This is a genomic window from Brevundimonas diminuta ATCC 11568, assembly GCF_000204035.1.
In the GTDB taxonomy this organism is placed as follows: Bacteria; Pseudomonadota; Alphaproteobacteria; order Caulobacterales; family Caulobacteraceae; genus Brevundimonas; species Brevundimonas diminuta.
In genome coordinates, this window is the sequence record NZ_GL883086.1 from 2,380,202 (window position 1) to 2,396,868 (window position 16,667).

11 protein-coding genes and 1 pseudogene are annotated in these 16,667 nt (G+C 69.0%); 2 read left to right on the forward strand and 10 right to left on the reverse strand.

Translation table 11 applies throughout. The annotated features are described in order from the left end of the window. Positions 1-159: 159 nt before the first annotated feature. The 3 genes from BDIM_RS15465 to BDIM_RS15475 form a co-directional block, all read right to left on the reverse strand. Positions 160-2,364, reverse strand: coding sequence for a prolyl oligopeptidase family serine peptidase (locus tag BDIM_RS15465; protein ID WP_003166509.1), 2,205 nt, complete (start codon positions 2,362-2,364; stop codon positions 160-162). Positions 2,365-2,382: 18 nt separating this feature from the next. Further along, positions 2,383-4,554, reverse strand: a complete 2,172-nt coding sequence (locus BDIM_RS15470) for a prolyl oligopeptidase family serine peptidase (protein WP_003166510.1) — start codon at positions 4,552-4,554, stop codon at positions 2,383-2,385. A 111-nt stretch (positions 4,555-4,665) separates the two neighbouring features. After that, positions 4,666-5,469 (reverse strand): potassium channel family protein, encoded by an 804-nt coding sequence (locus tag BDIM_RS15475; protein ID WP_040346413.1) that lies wholly within the window; start codon positions 5,467-5,469, stop codon positions 4,666-4,668. 49 nt (positions 5,470-5,518) lie between these two features. Here BDIM_RS15475 and dapF point away from each other — a divergent pair, with 49 nt between their 5' ends. Beyond that, complete coding sequence (gene dapF, locus BDIM_RS15480; RefSeq protein ID WP_040347228.1) at positions 5,519-6,406, forward strand: diaminopimelate epimerase; 888 nt, start codon at positions 5,519-5,521, stop codon at positions 6,404-6,406. A gap of 100 nt (positions 6,407-6,506) precedes the next feature. Further along, a complete protein-coding gene (locus tag BDIM_RS15485) occupies positions 6,507-8,786 on the forward strand; it encodes an NADP-dependent malic enzyme (RefSeq protein ID WP_003166513.1) in 2,280 nt (759 codons plus the stop codon). A 66-nt stretch (positions 8,787-8,852) separates the two neighbouring features. Here the strand turns inward: BDIM_RS15485 and BDIM_RS15490 are convergent, their stop codons facing one another. The 7 genes and pseudogenes from BDIM_RS15490 to BDIM_RS18195 all read right to left on the reverse strand — a co-directional run. Next, positions 8,853-10,532: a muropeptide MFS transporter gene (locus BDIM_RS15490; protein ID WP_040346414.1), complete on the reverse strand. Its 1,680-nt coding sequence runs from the start codon at positions 10,530-10,532 to the stop codon at positions 8,853-8,855. A gap of 54 nt (positions 10,533-10,586) precedes the next feature. Continuing rightward, the gene (locus BDIM_RS15495; protein ID WP_081461925.1) at positions 10,587-12,170 is read right to left on the reverse strand and encodes a response regulator; all 1,584 of its coding nucleotides are present in this window, start codon (positions 12,168-12,170) and stop codon (positions 10,587-10,589) included. Positions 12,171-12,193: 23 nt separating this feature from the next. Further along, positions 12,194-13,804: a YifB family Mg chelatase-like AAA ATPase gene (locus BDIM_RS15500; RefSeq protein WP_003166514.1), complete on the reverse strand. Its 1,611-nt coding sequence runs from the start codon at positions 13,802-13,804 to the stop codon at positions 12,194-12,196. A gap of 66 nt (positions 13,805-13,870) precedes the next feature. After that, a complete protein-coding gene (locus BDIM_RS15505; protein ID WP_003166515.1) occupies positions 13,871-14,575 on the reverse strand; it encodes a hypothetical protein in 705 nt (234 codons plus the stop codon). A gap of 26 nt (positions 14,576-14,601) precedes the next feature. Then, on the reverse strand, positions 14,602-15,552 hold the full coding sequence (gshB, locus tag BDIM_RS15510; protein ID WP_040346415.1) for a glutathione synthase: 951 nt from the start codon (positions 15,550-15,552) through the stop codon (positions 14,602-14,604). Positions 15,553-15,672: 120 nt separating this feature from the next. Beyond that, entirely contained in the window at positions 15,673-16,485 is an 813-nt protein-coding gene (locus tag BDIM_RS15515; RefSeq protein WP_003166516.1) for a SirB1 family protein, read from the reverse strand. Further along, positions 16,482-16,667: pseudogene (locus tag BDIM_RS18195) on the reverse strand (YraN family protein); the annotation flags it as partial. The pseudogene BDIM_RS18195 and the gene BDIM_RS15515, both read right to left, overlap by 4 nt.

A 16,667-nucleotide genomic window follows, 5' to 3' on the forward strand; every position in this document is an offset into this window, starting at 1 on the left:
GGCGCGGCGGCGACGGCCAGCAGACCCACGCCCGCGACCGCCGCCGTCATCCCGTACCTGAACAGGCCCCGTGCCATCATGGCGGCGATCCTATCCCTTCGGCCCGATAACGCCGCTCATAAATGCGTGAGCGGCGCGTCGGGCGCGACGAGGGTACAATCAGTCCATCAGTTGCTGGCTGAGATAAACGTAATGCCGCGCCCAGCGGCGGGCGTTGGCGACCGGATCGGCGTCGTTGGAGTGACCGCCCGCCGTGTCCTCGAAATAGAGGTGGTCGTGGCCCTGGTCGCCCAGACGCGCCGCGAACTTGCGGGCGTGGCCGGGGTGCACCCGGTCATCGCGCGTGTTGGTGGTGATGTAGACGCGCGGATACTTCACCTCGGGCCGCAGCTGCTGATAGGCCGAATAGCGGGCGATGAATTCGGCGTCGCCCGGAATGCGCGGATCGCCGTATTCGCCCATCCACGAGGCGCCCGCCGGCAGCTCCTGATAGCGCAGCATGTCGATCAGCGGGCTTTCGATGACCGCCGCATTGAACAGCTCCGGATGCTGGGTGATGGACACCGAGGTCAGCACCCCGCCGTTCGAGCGGCCGTAGATGCCCAGATGGCGCGGGCTGGTGATGCGCCGCTGCTCCAGATCGCGGGCCACGGCGGCGAAGTCGTCGAAGGCGCGCTGGCGGTTCTCGCGAAGGGCCGCCTGGTGCCAGCCGGGGCCGAACTCGCCGCCGCCGCGGATGTTGGCCTGGACGAAGACGCCGCCGTTCTCGAGCCACAGCTTGCCCATCTCGGGCTTGTAGGCGGGCGGGAAGCTGGCCTGGAAGCCGCCATAGCCGAACAGGATGGTCGGGCCGGTCCCGTCCATCGCCAGATTCTTGGGCCGGGTGACGAAATAGGGGATCTTGGTCCCGTCGGTCGAGGTCGCCTCGAACTGCTCGACCACATGGGTCGAGGCGTCGAACTTGGCCGGCGCCGATTTCAGCTCGCTCAGGGCGCCGGTGGCGACATCGGCCAGGCTGAGAGTCGGCGGCGTCAGGAAGCCTTGCGTCGAGACGAAGACCTGGCCCTTGGCCTTGGAGCTGTCGCCCAGGCCCACGGCGCTGTTGGCGGGCACTGCGATGTCAGTCGCGGTCCAGCCGTCAGCCGTCGGAACGAAACGCTTCAGCGTGCCTACGACATTGTCGGCGATGACGGCGACGATGCTGTCCTCGAATACGCTGACGTTCTGCAGAGACTGACGCGCGCCCGGGGCGAAGATGGTCGCCGTCTTCGCGTCGATGCGGATGCTCTGGCGCACGTCGCCCAGCACGCCCATCGGCATGGAGACCAGAGACCCGGCGGCATAATCCTGACCGTCGAAGCTCCACGCCTGTTCGGGCGAGAAGATCAGCTTGTCGCCCAGCACGCCCTGAACCGCCACGCGCTCTGGCAGGTTGAGCCTGTAGGGCTTGCCGTCGGAGCCCAAAGCCCAGATTTCTGACCGGAAGGTGTCCAGCGGGCGGCTGAACAGCACGGCCTCGACCGCGCCCGCCTTGTCGCGGAACACCATGGGAGAGACGCCGTAGCCGCCGTCGCCCTGCTCGCCGCGATAGACCTCGGTCGCGTGCGCCAGCGGATGGCCGCGCGTCAGAGATTTGACGATGTAGGGATAACCCGACTCCGTCAGGCTGCCGGGACCGAAGTCGGTGGCGATCAGCAGGGTGTCGCGGTCCAGCCAGCTGATGCGGTGTTTGCCCTCGGGGATGACGAAGCCGCCGTCCACGAACCGCTTGGTCGTCAGGTCGAATTCGCGCACCGTCACGGCGTCCTTGCCGCCGTCCGACAGGTTGATTAGGCAGCGAGTCTCGTCCGGCGCCAGGCAGTTGGCGCCCTTGAACACCCAGTCCTTGCCCTCGGCCTTGGCCAGGGCGTCTATGTCCAGCAGCGTCTCCCACTGCGGCTGGGCCGTGCGATAGCTCGCCAGCGTCGTGCGGCGCCAGACGCCCTTGGGATTGGCCGCATCCTGCCAGAAATTCCCCAGGCCTTCGCCCAGGAAGCTGACGCCGGGGATGCGGTCGGTCGCGGTCAGAATGGCCTCGGCCTGCTGACGGAACGGCTCATAGCGGCGGTCGCCGGTCAGGGCCGCCAGGGCCTTTTCGTTCGAGGCGGCGACGAAGGCGCGGGCCTCGGCGCCGTCCACCTCTTCCAGCGCCAGATGGTCGTCGGCGGCCTTGACCCCCTCGGGCGACAGATCGCGCGGGAAGTGCGGCGGCAGGGTGGTCGCCGAGGCGGCGGCGGGATCGGACGCGACACTCTCAGCTAGAGCGGGCGCGGCGGCCAACATCAGGGCGGGCAGGGCGACGGACAGCAACAGGGACTTCATCATGATCTCGGGCTCCGTCGGTTACCGCTGGGCCGGCTGATCCATCAGCCGACGGGTCAGATAGGTGTATTCCAGCGCAATGCGGCGGGCCGTCTCGCGCAGGTTGGCGCCGGCCGCGTGACCGCCGTCGACGTTTTCATAGAAGAGCACCGGATAGCCCAACTCCTCCATCCGCGCCGCCGCCTTGCGGGCGTGGCCGGGGTGGACGCGGTCGTCCTTGGTCGAGGTGTGGATGAAGACTTCCGGATAGGGCTGGCCCGCCGACAGCTTCTGATAGGGCGAATACTGCTCGATCCAGGCGCGCTGCTCCGGGATGTCCGGGTTGCCGTATTCGCCGATCCACGAGGCGCCGGCCAGCAGCTTGTGGAAGCGCAGCATGTCGAACAGGGGCACCTGGATGACCGCCGCGTTGATCAGGTCCGGGCGCTGGGTCAGCATGGCCCCCATGAACAAGCCGCCCTGCGAGCCGCCCATGATCCCGAGGTGCGGCTGAGAGGTGACGCCGCGCGTGATCAGATCCTGAGCCACGGCCTGGAAGTCCTCGTGCGCGCGCTGGCGGTTCTCCTGCTGGGCCGCCTGGTGCCACTTCGGGCCGAACTCGCCGCCGCCGCGGGTGTTGGCGATCACATAGACGCCGCCGCGCTCCAGCCACAGCTTGCCGACCGTCGGCGAATAGCCGGGCAGCAGCGACGACTGGAAACCGCCGTAGCCGTACAGTAGCGTCGGGTTCGAGCCGTCCAACGCCATGGCGTCCTTGTGGACGACAAAATAGGGGATCATCGTCCCATCAGCGCTGCGCGCCTCGAACTGATCGACGCGCATGCCGCTGGCGTCGAACTTGTCCGGCAGAGCCTTGGTCAGGGCGACCGCGCCGGTCGCCGCATCGGCCAGATAAAGGCTGGATGGGTTCAGATAGCCGGTGACGCTGACGAAGATCTTGTCGTCGCGCTCCGACGCCGAGCCGACGCCGACCGAGACGTTCTGCGGCAGGTCCAGGCGCGTGCGGCTCCAGTCGGCCGGGTCATAGACGTAGACCGAGCCGCGCACGTTCTCGTACAGGGCGACGACCAGCTTGTTGCGGGTGGCGTTGATCCCCTCGATCGCCTCGCGCTCGCCGGGACGGATCACCAGTTGCGCCGGGGTCTTGGGATCGGCCAGCCAGGCCTGCAGGTTCCAGGCGATGACATCGCCGGTCTTAAAGTCCTGGCCCGACGGCGCGGTCCAGTCCTGGTCCGTCGTCACCACCAGCTGGCCGGCGACCAGGGCGTTGATGTTGGACTTGAGCGGCAGCTCCAACTTGGTCGTCGAGCCGTCGGCGTTCAGGCGCCAGGTCTCGCTCTCATAGAAGTTGATCCCCCGGTTCAGCAGCACCGCCTGCACCACGCCGTCGGCGTCGCGCAGGGTGTAGCCCGAAACCGAGACGTCGGTTTGCTGACCGGCGAAGACTTCGACCGCCTGATCGACGCTCTGGCCGCGCTTCATCAGACGCACCGTGCGCGGATAGCCCGAGTCCGTTAGCGAGCCCTCGCCGAAATCGCGCGAGATCAGCAGGGTGTCCCTGTCGATCCAGCTGGCGCCGCCCTTGGATTCCGGCAGGCTGATGCCGCCCTCCACAAAGGTTTTCGTGACGCTGTCGAACTCGCGGACCGTCACCGCGTCCTTGCCGCCGTTCGACAGGGAGATCAGGCAGTAACGCTCGTCCGGCGGCAGGCAGGACGCGCCCTTGTAGACCCAGTTGGCGCCCTCGGCCGCCGACAGGGCGTCGATGTCCAGGATGGTCTCCCACTGCGGCGCGTCAGTGCGGTAGGAATCCAACGTCGTGCGGCGCCAGATACCGCGCACATGCTCGGCGTCCTGCCAGAAGTTGTCGACGTGGCCGTCGTGGGTGAAGCCGGGCGAGGGGATGCGGTCGCGCGACTGAACCAGGTCCAGCGCCTGCTGGTGCAGGCCCTCATAGCGCGGATCGCCCTGCAGCACGCCCAGAGAGGTCTCGTTGTGCGCCTTGACCCACTCCATGGCGCGGTCGCCCTCGACCTCCTCCAGCCAGATGTAGGGGTCGGTCGCGTCGCTGGCGGCGAAGCCCGGAGCCGTCGAGGCGGCGCTTGCGGAAACGGTGGCTTGGGCCATGGCGACGGGTGCGGCTCCGGCGGCGAGAAGAAGGGCGGCGACGGACGCCAGCGAGCGGATGGTCATATGTGTCCCCCAACGGACGAATGTTTTCGCGCGGCACCTTGGCGAGAGCGAGGGCAGGGGGCAAGCGTCTGGAATCTTACAGGCTTGTAATCTTTCGCCGCAGGGCGCGCCTCAGTCGCCGTCGTCGGGGATGCACAGGATCTGGCCGCAGGCCTTGCAGTGAACGGCGTCCGGATCGTGCTTCTGAAGCCCGCAGGTGGGGCAGGGGAACTTGACCTTGTGCGGCCGGATCAGGGTCTGGGCCAGGCGGATGAACAGGGTGATGCCCACCAGCATGACGACGATGGAGATGACCCGCCCCCAATTGCCCGGCAGGGTGATGTCCCCAAAGCCTGTCGTCGTCAGGGTGGCGACGGTGAAATAGAGGGCGTCCAGATAGCCGTTGATGTGCTCGGCCTTGCCCCTGAAATAGGCGTAGACGAAGCCGGTCACGACGAAGACGAAGGTGACCAGGGCGGTCAGGGCCCGTGTGACCTCCTCGACCCGCGTGTCGTCGAAGCGGCGGCCGATGGTGCGCCAGAACAGGTCGCTGTTCAGCAGGCTCCAGAACCGCAGCAGCCGCAGGAAGCCCAGATTGGCCAGCCAGGCCGGGAACAACAGCGTCGCCAGAACGAACAGATCGACCCAGACGATCGGCCGCTTCAACCACGACCGGATGTCGGAATAGGCATAGGCCCGCGCCGCCAGATCCAGCCCCAGAACGGCGGCGATCAGATAGTCCAAGACATAGAAGGCCCAGCCCGCCTCCTTCAGGATCGGCGTGGCCAGGAAGAAGCCGATGATGGCCAGGTCGATGACGATGACCATCAGGCGGAACTTGACCGCCGCCGGCTGGGAGCCGTGATAGAGGTAGCGCAGGCGCGCCCTCAGCCGCAGCCCGTCGGATTTGGCGGTTTGGCTCTGGTCAGACGTCATCGCCGCCACCGATACATGAACCGGCGGAAAATCCTATATGAAGGCGATCATGAGCCAGCCCGCCCGACCCTACATCCGCATGAACGGCGCCGGAAACGCCTTCATCGTCGTCCAGGCCTTCGAAGAACCCTTCCACCCGACCGAGGATCAGGTGCGCGCCCTGGCCGATCCGGCGACGGGTCTGGGCGGTTTCGACCAGTTGATCGGCGTCGAGCCGTCCGAGACGGCCGACGCCTTCATGCGGGTCTGGAACGCCGACGGCTCCATGGTCGAGACCTGCGGCAACGCCCTGCGCTGCGTCGGCTGGCTGCTGCTGGAGGCGACCGACAAGGAAGAGGTGGTCATCGACACCCTGGGCGGACCGACCACGGCGCGCCGGGCGGCGGGCCGCGTCGGCTCTGGAGATCCCGAAGGATCGACGGCCGCGACCCATCAAGTCACCGTGGACATGGGCGCGCCGCGCCTCGACTGGTCCCAGGTGCCGCTGTCGGAAGACATGGACACGCGCGGCATCGAGCTTCAGGTCGGACCGATCGACGCCCCCGTGCTGCACACGCCGGGCGCGGTGTCGATGGGCAATCCCCACGTCGTCTTCTTCACCGACCGGCTGGACGACGCCTTCGTGCGCGGCTCCGGCTCCCTGGTCGAGCACCACCCCCTGTTCCCCGAAGGGGTCAACGTCGGCTTCGCTGACGTGTTGGCCCGCGATCACATTCGGTTGCGGGTGTGGGAGCGCGGAGCGGGCCTGACCCTGGCCTGCGGCACCGGCGCATGCGCGGCCCTGGTCGCCTCGGCGCGGCGCGGCCTGACCGACCGAAAGGCCGCCGTGACGGTCGACGGCGGCGAACTGACCATCGACTGGGACGAGGCGTCCGGCCACGTTTTCATGACCGGCCCGGTCGAGGTCGAAGGGACCGGCTTCCTGCCTGCCGCGTGACGGAGAAACCACGCAATCGGCCTTGACCCAGCGTCAGCGGTTGTCCCCGCCCATCCCACGATCTAGGAACGAAATGCGCCTGCCCCTTCCCGAGATCGAAATGCCCGAATTGACCGATAAACAGACCTTCTCCGACGACGACGCTCTGGAGTTCCACAGCGATCCGACGCCGGGCAAGATCTCCATGGCCCCGACCAAGCCGATGGCGACCCAGCGCGACCTGTCGCTGGCCTATTCGCCGGGCGTGGCCGTGCCGGTCCTGGCCATCGCCGCCGATGCGGACAAGGCCTACGACTACACCGCCAAGGGCAACATGGTCGCCGTCATCTCGAACGGCACCGCCATCCTGGGCCTGGGCAACCTGGGCCACATGGCGTCCAAGCCGGTGATGGAAGGCAAGTCGGTGCTGTTCAAGCGCTTCGCCGACGTCGACAGCTTCGACGTCGAGGTGAAGACCACCGATCCGGATGAATTCGTCACCGTGGTCAAGAACATCGGCGACACCTGGGGCGGCATCAACCTGGAGGACATCAAGTCCCCCGAATGCTTCGAGATCGAAGCCCAGCTGCAGGATCTGCTGGACATCCCCGTCTTCCACGACGACCAGCACGGCACGGCCATCATCTCGACCGCCGGCCTGATCAACGCGGCCCATATCGTCGGCAAGAAGCTGGAAGACCTCAAGGTCGTCCTGTCGGGCGCCGGCGCAGCGGGCCTGTCGTCCATCGCCCTAATGAAGGCCGCCGGCGTCAAGGCCGAGAACACCGTCATCTGCGACCGTCAGGGCGTGATCTACAAGGGCCGCGACAACGTCTCCCAATGGCAGGCGGCGCACGCCACCGACACGCCGCTGCGCACCCTGGCCGAGGCCATGGTCGGCGCCGACGTGGTGCTGGGCCTGTCGGCCAAGGGCGCGATCTCCAAGGAGATGGTCGCCTCCATGGCGCCCAATCCGATCATCTTCGCCATGGCCAACCCGGACCCCGAGATCACGCCGGAAGACGTCAAGTCGGTGCGCTCGGACGCCATCATCGCCACCGGCCGCTCGGACTATGTGAACCAGGTCAACAACGTCCTGGCCTTCCCCTATCTGTTCCGCGGCGCGCTGGACGTGCGCGCGCGTCAGATCAACCACGAGATGAAGATCGCCTGCGCCCACGCCCTGGCGGCGCTGGCCCGCGAAGACGTGCCGGACGAAGTCGCCGCCGCCTATCGCGGCCGCAAGCTGAAGTTCGGCCCTGAATACATCATCCCCACCCCGTTCGACCCGCGCCTGATCTGGTACATCCCGCCCTTCATCGCCCAGACGGCGATGGACACCGGCGTGGCGCGCAAGCCGATCAAGGACATGGAGGCCTATCGCATCGCCCTGCGCCAGCGGGTCGATCCGTCCGCCGCCCTGATGCAGAAGATCCAGGCCAGCGTGCGCTCGGGTCCGAAGCAGCGCGTCGTCTTCGCCGAAGGCGAGGAACAGGTCGTCATCCGCGCCGCATGGGCCTTCAAGCAGGCGGATCTGGGCACGCCGATCCTGGTCGGCCGCGAGGAGTTGATCCGCCACAACGCCGCCGAAGCCGGTCTGAACTTCGACGAATTGGGCATTCAGATCATGAACGCCCGCGTATCGGATCGAAACGCCGAATACGTCGACTGGCTGTACGCCCGCCTGCAGCGTCGCGGCTATCTGCGCCGCGACGTCCAGCGCATGATCAACCAGGACCGCAACTACTTCGCCGCCGCCATGGTCGCGCGCGGCGAGGCGGACTGCATGGTCACCGGCGTGACCCGCAACTTCAACATGGCCCTGAAGGAGGTCCGCCGCGTCCTGGACGTCACGGACCGGATGATCGGCCTGTCGATCCTGCTGGCCAAGGGCCGCACCCTATTCGTGGCCGACACCTCGATCCACGAACTGCCCAACGCCGCCGAATTGGCTGAGATCGCGGTCAAGGCCGCCGCCACGGTCAAGAAGCTCGGCCGCAAAGCGCGCGTGGCCTTCCTCAGCTACTCGACTTTCGGCGACCCGCCCGGCGATCGCGGCGAGAAGGTGCGCGAGGCCATCCGCATCCTGGACTCGATGGACGTCGACTTCGAGTACGAGGGCGAGATGCCGCCGGCTCTGGCGCTGAATTCCGAAGCCCGCGCCAACTATCCCTTCATGCGCCTGACCGGGGACGCCAACGTCCTGGTCATGCCGGCCATCCATTCGGCGGCCATCTCGACCCGCCTGGTTCAATCGTTGGGCGGGGCCACGGTGATCGGCCCCCTGCTGGTCGGCCTGGAGAAGTCGGTGCAGATCGTGCCCCTGGGCGCCTCGGTCGGCGAGATCATCACCGCCGCCACCTTCGCCGCCTACGCCGAGGGCGTGGAAGTCGAGGACTGATCCTCCGCTTGATCACGACGACCTCGAGAGGCGGCCTTCGGGCCGCCTCTTTGCATTTCCGCCCCCCTAGGCGTCGAGGTTGAGGCGGCGGCGCTCCATCGTCTGGCGGCCCCATTCCATCGCACAGAAGACCACCGCCACCACGCCTAGCCATGCGGCGATGACGAACATGGCGGCATAACCCTGGCGTTCGATCAGTTCGCCCAGGGCCCCGCGCCCCAGGGTGCCGATCAGCAGGGCCAGGGAGGTGAAGACGGCGAACTGCACCGCCCCGAACATCTTGTTCGACAGGGCCGACAGATAGGCGACGAAGGCCGCGCCCGCGAAGCCGCCGGCGATGTTCTCGCCCGCGATGGCCAACATCAGCCGCGCCAGGGGCTCGCCTACCCCGAAGGCGCCGAACAGCTTGTAGAGGCCGGTCGCGCTCATGAAGGCGCCGATCACCGGCGCCCCCAGAGCCAGGTCCATCATCAGCAGATTGGTAGCCGCCGACAGGGCTGCGCCCAGCAGAAGGCTGGCCATCCGGCCGATGACCAGCAGCGCCCATCCGCCCAGGGCGATGCCGACGATGGTCATGACCACGCCGAAGGTCTTGGACGCCAGGGCGATCTCGGTCTTGGTGTGGCCCAGCGCCCCGCCCGTGTCCCCCATGTAGAAGGGGAAGGCGAACGGGCCCCAGACGCCGTCCGTGATGCGGTAGGTCAGGATCAGCCCCAGCACGATCACCGCGCCCCAGCCCAGCCGTCCCATCAACTCGACCAGCGGCGCCAGGATGGCGTCATACAGGGTGTTGGCGAGCGCCGGCCCCTGATCGGCCTCGGACGCCGCCCCCGCCTTGCCCCCGCGCCAGACGATGATCCCGGCCAGCACGGCGGGCAGGATCACCGCCATGCCGACGATCCACGGCCCCCAGACGGCGGTGAACTCTCCGGCGCTGGGCGCAGGCTTGACGGTCAGAGCCGTGACCATGAAGCGCACCAGCATGAAGGCCGCCCAGGCCCAGGCGGCCAGGGTGACGACCAGGGCGGTCATCCGCAGACGCGGCGAGCCGATGCGTTCGCGGGCGATGGCGGCGCGCGGCGCCGCCTTAGGCTCGGGTGCGATCAGCGTGCCCAGAACGCCCAGACCCATCAGTCCCGCGCCGATGACGAAGGTCGTCGACCAGCCCAGTTGATCCGCCAGAACCAGGGCGCCCGCCCCGCCCACCAGGGCCGCCGTGCGAAAGCCCAGCTGATAGACGGTCGACAGCAGATCCACCGGGGTCCGCTCGTCCGCCACCTCGATCCGCCAGGTGTCGATGACGATGTCCTGGGTCGCCGAGGCGAAGGCGCCCAGGGCCGCGGCGCCCGCCAGCACCACGATGGCCCCCGTTCCCGGATGCGACAGGGAGATGGTCAAAAGCGCGCCCGCCAGCACGATCTGGCACAGGATCAGCCACGACCGACGTCGGCCCATCCGGCCGATCACCGGCGGCGTCAGTCCGACCGCGGGCGACCACAGGAATTTGAAGGCCCCGAACAGCCCGACCCAAGACAGGACGCCGATCGTCGCCACCGATACGCCCGCGTCGGACAGCCAGGCGTTCAGGGTGCCGAACAGCATGGCGAAGGGCAGACCGGCCGAGAAGCCGAGCAGCAACATGGCCAGGGTGCGCCGCTCGCGGAACGCCGCCTTGAGCACGCCCAGACCCTTGGGAGACGGCTGCAACGCCGCGACCTCGGAAGCGGGCGTCTTGGAATCGGTCATGCGTGGCTCCGGCGGGGCGCCGCCGGGCGATACGGACGACGGACTACTGGCAGATCAGGAAACGGCGACCTTGGCGCGGTTGGCGGCGGGCGTCCAGCGGGCCAGGACGACGCGCAGGGCGTCCGCCTCCAACGGCTTGGCCAGATGATCGTCCATTCCCGCCTCGAGACAGGCGACGCGATCCTCGGCGAAGGCGTTGGCGGTCAGGGCGATGATCGGCGTCTGATCCCCGCGCGCCCGCAGCGCCCGCGCCGCGCTCGGCCCATCCAGGCGCGGCATCCGCATGTCCATGAAGACCAGATCGAAGCGCGCCGCCTTCAGGGCGTCCAGCGCCTCCTGGCCGTCAGCGGCGGTCTGGACCACGCAGCCCTCGCGCCGCAGCAAGGTCTTGGCCAAAAGAGCGCCGACCGGATTGTCCTCGACCAGCAGCACCCGCACGCCCTTGAAGGCCACATGGGCCACGCGATCGTCGTCGCCAGATCGGACCGGCGGCGTGGGCAGACCCCGGCGCGGCGCGGCGGCCGCCCTGACGCGCTCGGCCAGAGACTCGCGGCGCAAGGGCTTGATCAGATAGCCGCAGAAGCCCGCCGCCCGATAGCGGCTGATCAGGTCGCGCTCGGATGGGCGCAGCAGGATGATGGCCTGACCCTGGCGCGGTCGAACGGCCAGGGCTCCGCCTTCGGCTCCTGCATGATCGATCAGGGTCACCCCGGCCTGGCGCGCCACACGGCCGCCCGAGGCCTCGATCTGATCGGTCGCCGCCCGGCGCACGAAGGGGTTCGGCGAACGGACCGCCACGACCAGCCCGTCCAGCAGGCGCGTGCGCGCCTCGGCGTCGGCCGCGACAGGAAACTCGGCTTCAAAGCGAAACCGGGCGCCGGGACCGTCCGGCCGGTCCTCGACCACGGCGTCGCCGTCCATGGCGCGGGCCAGCCGCCGCACCACCGCCAGACCCAGGCCCGCCCCGTCGAACCGGGCGGCGTCCGAGACGTCGGCGTGACCGAATTCTTCAAAGATGCGGCCGCGCGCCTCTTCGGGCACGCCGGGGCCGGTGTCGTCGACGATGAAGGCCAGGCGCGCAGGCGCCCCTTCCATGCGTTCGCCGACCGCCTCAACCGCCAGGCGCACCCCGCCTCGGTCGGTGAACTTCACCGCATTGCCCGCCAGGTTGAACAGGATCTGCCGCAGGCGGCCCTCGTCGGCGACGACGTCCGGGGCGTCGGCGGCCACCGACCAGACGATCTCCAGCCCCTTGTCGTGCGCGCGCGGGCTCAGCAATTCGGCCACGCCGCGCACCAGACCCTCCAGCTCGACCGGCGCCGGATCGAACTCCAGCGCCTCAGCCTCCAGCCGGGCGTAGTCCAGCAGGTCGTTGACCAGGCCCAACAGATGCTCGGCCGACTTCTGCGCGGCCTCCGCATAGGCGCGCTGGGCGCCGTCCAGACGGGTGCGCGACAACAGGCCCAGCATGCCGATCACCCCGTTCAGGGGCGTGCGCATCTCATGGCTCATCAGCCGCAAAAACTGCTGCTCAGGCGAAACGCCGTCTCCAGGCGTCAGCGTCGCAGCCTGCCCTGCTTCGGGCGCGGCAGGGAAAAGGTCGCTCTGCGGCGACGGCTTGCGACGGGTCTGTCCCATAAGGCCACGCTAGGGCCGAGGGGTTAATTCCAGACGAACGGCGTTTGTCCCGCCCCGCTTTCCTGCACGGGAAATAAAGCGCGGCGACTGGCCTGGCGGTCGAAGTCCTCATGGGCGCCGACCGTGCTGCGTCGATACATCAGCGCCTCGGCCACATGGCGGCGCAGCACGCCGTCCGCGCCGTCCAGATCGGCGATGGTGCGCGCCAGACGCAGGGTGCGGGTCCAGCCGCGCGCGGTCAGCCCCCCGGCCTCGCCCGCCTTCATCAACAGCGCGCGCCCCGCCTGATCCGGGGCGGCGAACCGCTCCAACGCCTCGCCCGAAGACCTGGCGTTGAGCGCCTGCATTCCCGTCAGCCCCGCCTCCACCATGCGGGCCTCCTGCATCTGCATGGCGGCGGCGACGCGGGCGGCGGCTTCGGCCGTGCCCTCGGCCGGGGCGGACAGGATCATGTCGGCGGCCGTCACCGCCGGCGTCTCCACCGTCAGGTCGATACGGTCGAACATCGGGCCGGAGATGCGGTTCTGGTAATCCTTCTGGCAGCGCGGAGCCTTGCCGCAGGCGCCGCGCCCCGGCCCGCCCACGCCGCAGCGACAGGGGTTCATCGCCGCCACCAGTTGGAACCGCGCCGGATAGCGCACATGGGCGTTGGCCCGCGCCACGACGATCTCGCCCGTCTCCAGCGGCTGGCGCAGGCTGTCCAGCGCCTGGGGCGAGTACTCGGGCAGTTCATCAAGGAACAGCACGCCGTTGTGCGCCAGGGAGGCCTCGCCCGGCTTGGCCTTCAGCCCGCCACCGGTCAGGGCCGCCATCGACGCCGAATGATGCGGCGCTCTGAACGGCCGCTCGCGCGTCAGCCCTCCGCGCTCGATCAGCCCCGCCACCGACCAGACCATCGACGTCTCCAGCCGTTCCATCGGCGTCAACGGCGGCAGCAGGCCCGGCAGGCGCGCCGCCATCATCGACTTGCCCGAGCCCGGCGGGCCGACGAACAGCAGATTGTGGCCCCCGGCGGCGGCGATCTCCAGCGCCCGCTTGGCGCCCTCCTGTCCCTTGACCTCGCGCAGGTCGGGTACGGCGCGCCCCTCCAGCACCGGCCCCGGCTGGGGCGGGCGCAGCACCTGGGTTCCGCGGAAATGGTTGATCAGGCCGATCAGGGAGCGCGGCGCCAGCAGCCGCGCCTCGCCCGCCCAGGCCGCCTCCGGCCCGTTGGCCTCAGGGCAGATGAGGCCCAACCCCATGGCGTTCACCGCCATCGCCGCAGGCAGGGTTCCGCCCACCGCAGCGATCTGACCGTCCAGACCCAGTTCGCCCACCGCAGCCCAACCGTCCAGGGCGTCCGGTCCGATCACCCCCATGGAGGCCAGCAGGGCCAGGGCGATGGGCAGGTCGAAATGGCTGCCTTCCTTGGGCAGGTCGGCGGGGGCCAGATTGGCGATCACCTTCTTCGCCGGCAGCGCCAGACCAATGCCCGCAAAAGCGCCGCGCACTCGTTCGCGGCTCTCGGCCACCGCCTTGTCCGGCAGGCCGACGATGGCGAAGGCCCCGGCGGGCGAGCCGACCTGCTGCACCTCGACGTCGACCCGGCGCGCATCGACGCCATCGAAAGCCACCGTCACCACCCGCGCGACCATGCCGTTCCCTCCCGCAGACAAGAGAACAAATCACGAACCGATCAACACTGCAAGAGCGTTGTTCGTTCAGTTCGTCGGGAGGTCGGCCTCCGGCGCGATGGTGTGGACCACCTGCCCCTCGGCGTTGAGGAACTGGATGGCGCCGAAGCCCTCCTCGGTCACGGTCAGGCGCAGGCGCGGCTTGTCGTTCCTGTCCGACAGGGCGACGGCGGGCGTCCCGTCGGCGGCCAGCGACAGGCGCATCCGCGTCGGCGTCTGCACGCCCGGAACCAGCGCCCCGCCCAGCCCCGGTTCGCGCACCAGCGGCGGCGCCTGGTTGAAGACGAAGCTGACCGAGCCGTCGGGCGACACGCGCCAGCCGACCGCATCCATCGCCGGGTGATCCAGCGCCAGAACGGCCATGCCGCCCTCGACGTCGGCCGTGCCGAAGCCGCCGCGCTCGCTGCCCTTGTCGTCGTAGAGGATCAGTCCGGCGACGTTGAAGGCGCGCTTATATTGAACGCCGTCGATGATCGGGGGCGGGGTCGCGCCCGACAGAGTCATGCGGATGGTCCCGTCGGCGTCGACGATATCGATGCGCCGGGCGCTGATGCGATCATGGTCCGGCGTCTCGATCCGGGTCTGCGGCGTACGGGTCTCGATGATCCGCTCCAGCACCTCCAGCGACGGGCGTTTCGGCGCGACGTCTGGCGAGGCTTCCTGGGCCGCCGCCGGGCAGGCGATCGCCAGCGCCAGGGCGGCGGACGCCCCGGCCTTGTTCAGTAAGCTCATAAAGTCCCCTCCCATGCAGCGCGGCGTCAGGCGGCCGCGCGTTTCCTTTGCTCGATGACCTCCCACATGCGCTCGGTCGCATCGACGCCGGCGAAGTTCAGCAACTGCTGGGCGCCGGTGGGGGAGGTGACGTTGATCTCGGTCAGATAGTCGCCGATCACGTCGATGCCGACGAAGATCAGGCCGCGCTCCTTCAGATAAGGGCCGATGGCGGCGCAGATCTCCCGGTCGCGCGGCGTCAGCTCGACCGGCGCCGCCGTGCCGCCGACACGCAGGTTGGAGCGCACCTGATCCTTGGCCGGAATGCGGTTGATGGCGCCGACCGGCTCGCCGTCGATCAGGATGATGCGCTTGTCGCCCGCAGAGACGGCCGGGATGAATTTCTGGATCACCAGCGGATCGCGCGACCCGGCGGCGTGAATCTCGATCAGGGCCTCCAGGTTCGGATCGTCCGCCTTCAGCCGCACCACGCCCGAACCGGCCGCGCCGTGCAGGGGTTTGAGCACCACGTCGCCATGGCGGCGGTGGAAGTCCACCAGGGTCTCCGGGTCGGACGACACCAGGGTCGGCGGCTGCAGGCCGGGGAAGAGGGTGGCGATCAACTTCTCGGGCGCCGAACGCACCTCGGCCGGATCATTGACCACCAGGGTCTTGGGATGCACCCGCTCCAGCAGATAGGTGGCGGTGACATAGGCCATGTCGAACGGCGGATCCTGACGCATCAGGATGACGTCCACGTCCTCGGCCAGGTCCAGCCGCTGCTCGGGGCCGAAGTCGGCGTGGTTTCCCTGCTCGCGCTGCACCGTCACCGGACGGGCGCGGCAGAACAGGCGGCCGTCCTCCAGCGCCAGGGTGCGGAAGTCATAGACCCACAGCTTGTGGCCGCGCGCCTGCCCGGTCAGGGCCATCAGGAAGGTGGTGTCCGACTCGACGTTGACCGCCTCGAGCGGGTCCATCTGGATGGCGACCTTGAGCATGGGAGTCCTTCTTGGTGGGCGCTATAGCTCGCGCCGCGGGCGCTTGCTGCTTGAGCGCCCGAACGAGGGCGCCGCTGAGCGTTACTTGAGGCCCCGCAGCGCCCGCCGCAAGGCCGCGCTTCAGTTCAACCGCATCCGCACCCGGTCCAGCCGCGCGTCGCAGGCGGCGATCGGCTCGCCCAGGGTGCGGGCGCGCGACAGGGCCTGCATGGCCCCGGTCAGGGCGCCCTGCTTCTCGCGGGCGGCGGCCACGTCCAGCCAAGGGCGGTGATCCTCGGGGTCCAGCAGGGCGCGACGCAGGGCCGAGCGTTCGGCGCCTTCGTAGTCGCGGGCCTGAATGGCGCGGGTGAACAGGATGTTCTGCAGACGGATCAAGGCCTGACGCTCGCTGACCGGCGCCATCAGCAGGTCCAGACGGTCGGCCACATGCGGGGTCAGGCCCGCCAGCAGGGCCCGGCGCGTCAGCTCCGACGGCAGGACCAGCCGCCCCTGGCTGAACGGGTCCAGCGCCACCGGCCCCTCAGGCGTCTCGACCCGCAGCAGGACGTGGCCGGGAAAATCGACCGGCGCCGCCGTCAGCCCGGCCCGCCGCGCGGCGTCAAGATAGAAGATGACCAGCACCGCCGACAGGCCGCGCCGCCGCTCGGCCACGTCGATCACGTCCGTGTTGGCCGGATGGTCGTAGTTCAGCAGGTCGCCGTTCAGCCGCAGGTCGCCCGCCAGGGCCTCGGTCAGGGCGTCGTCGGGACTTTCGTTGGCGGCCCGTTCCTTGAGCCGCTGGGCGGCGTGATCGGCCAGAATGCGCGCGCAGTCGGCGTCGCGGAACGGATAGTCGTGGATGGCGCAGGCAATGGCGCAATCCAGCAGGGGGAAGGCTTCGTCCGCCCCCTGTCCCGCCTGGGCCAGCACCGCCTCTGCTTCCTCGCGCGTCAACGCCGGTCCGCTCCCGTGGAGATCACGCCGCGAAGATGACGCGGAAAACGTCCGGGGGCCAGCGCCACCATGTCGATTCTCAACTCCAGACCCGACAGGGCCGGTCGCCCGCGCGCCGCCGCCTCGACCGCGCGGATCAGGCGCTGGTGCTGGTCCGGCCCCAGGGCCAGGGTCGCGGCCTC

What these genes read in the sequence shown, in the direction of transcription:
- BDIM_RS15465 (WP_003166509.1), bottom strand. Translation starts at nt 2,364, where the DNA reads ATGATGAAGTCCCTGTTGCTGTCCGTCGCCCTGCCCGCCCTGATGTTG.
- BDIM_RS15470 (WP_003166510.1), bottom strand. Translation starts at nt 4,554, where the DNA reads ATGACCATCCGCTCGCTGGCGTCCGTCGCCGCCCTTCTTCTCGCCGCC.
- BDIM_RS15475 (WP_040346413.1), bottom strand. Translation starts at nt 5,469, where the DNA reads ATGACGTCTGACCAGAGCCAAACCGCCAAATCCGACGGGCTGCGGCTG.
- dapF (WP_040347228.1), top strand. Translation starts at nt 5,519, where the DNA reads ATGAGCCAGCCCGCCCGACCCTACATCCGCATGAACGGCGCCGGAAAC.
- BDIM_RS15485 (WP_003166513.1), top strand. Translation starts at nt 6,507, where the DNA reads ATGCCCGAATTGACCGATAAACAGACCTTCTCCGACGACGACGCTCTG.
- BDIM_RS15490 (WP_040346414.1), bottom strand. Translation starts at nt 10,532, where the DNA reads ATGACCGATTCCAAGACGCCCGCTTCCGAGGTCGCGGCGTTGCAGCCG.
- BDIM_RS15495 (WP_081461925.1), bottom strand. Translation starts at nt 12,170, where the DNA reads ATGGGACAGACCCGTCGCAAGCCGTCGCCGCAGAGCGACCTTTTCCCT.
- BDIM_RS15500 (WP_003166514.1), bottom strand. Translation starts at nt 13,804, where the DNA reads ATGGTCGCGCGGGTGGTGACGGTGGCTTTCGATGGCGTCGATGCGCGC.
- BDIM_RS15505 (WP_003166515.1), bottom strand. Translation starts at nt 14,575, where the DNA reads ATGAGCTTACTGAACAAGGCCGGGGCGTCCGCCGCCCTGGCGCTGGCG.
- gshB (WP_040346415.1), bottom strand. Translation starts at nt 15,552, where the DNA reads ATGCTCAAGGTCGCCATCCAGATGGACCCGCTCGAGGCGGTCAACGTC.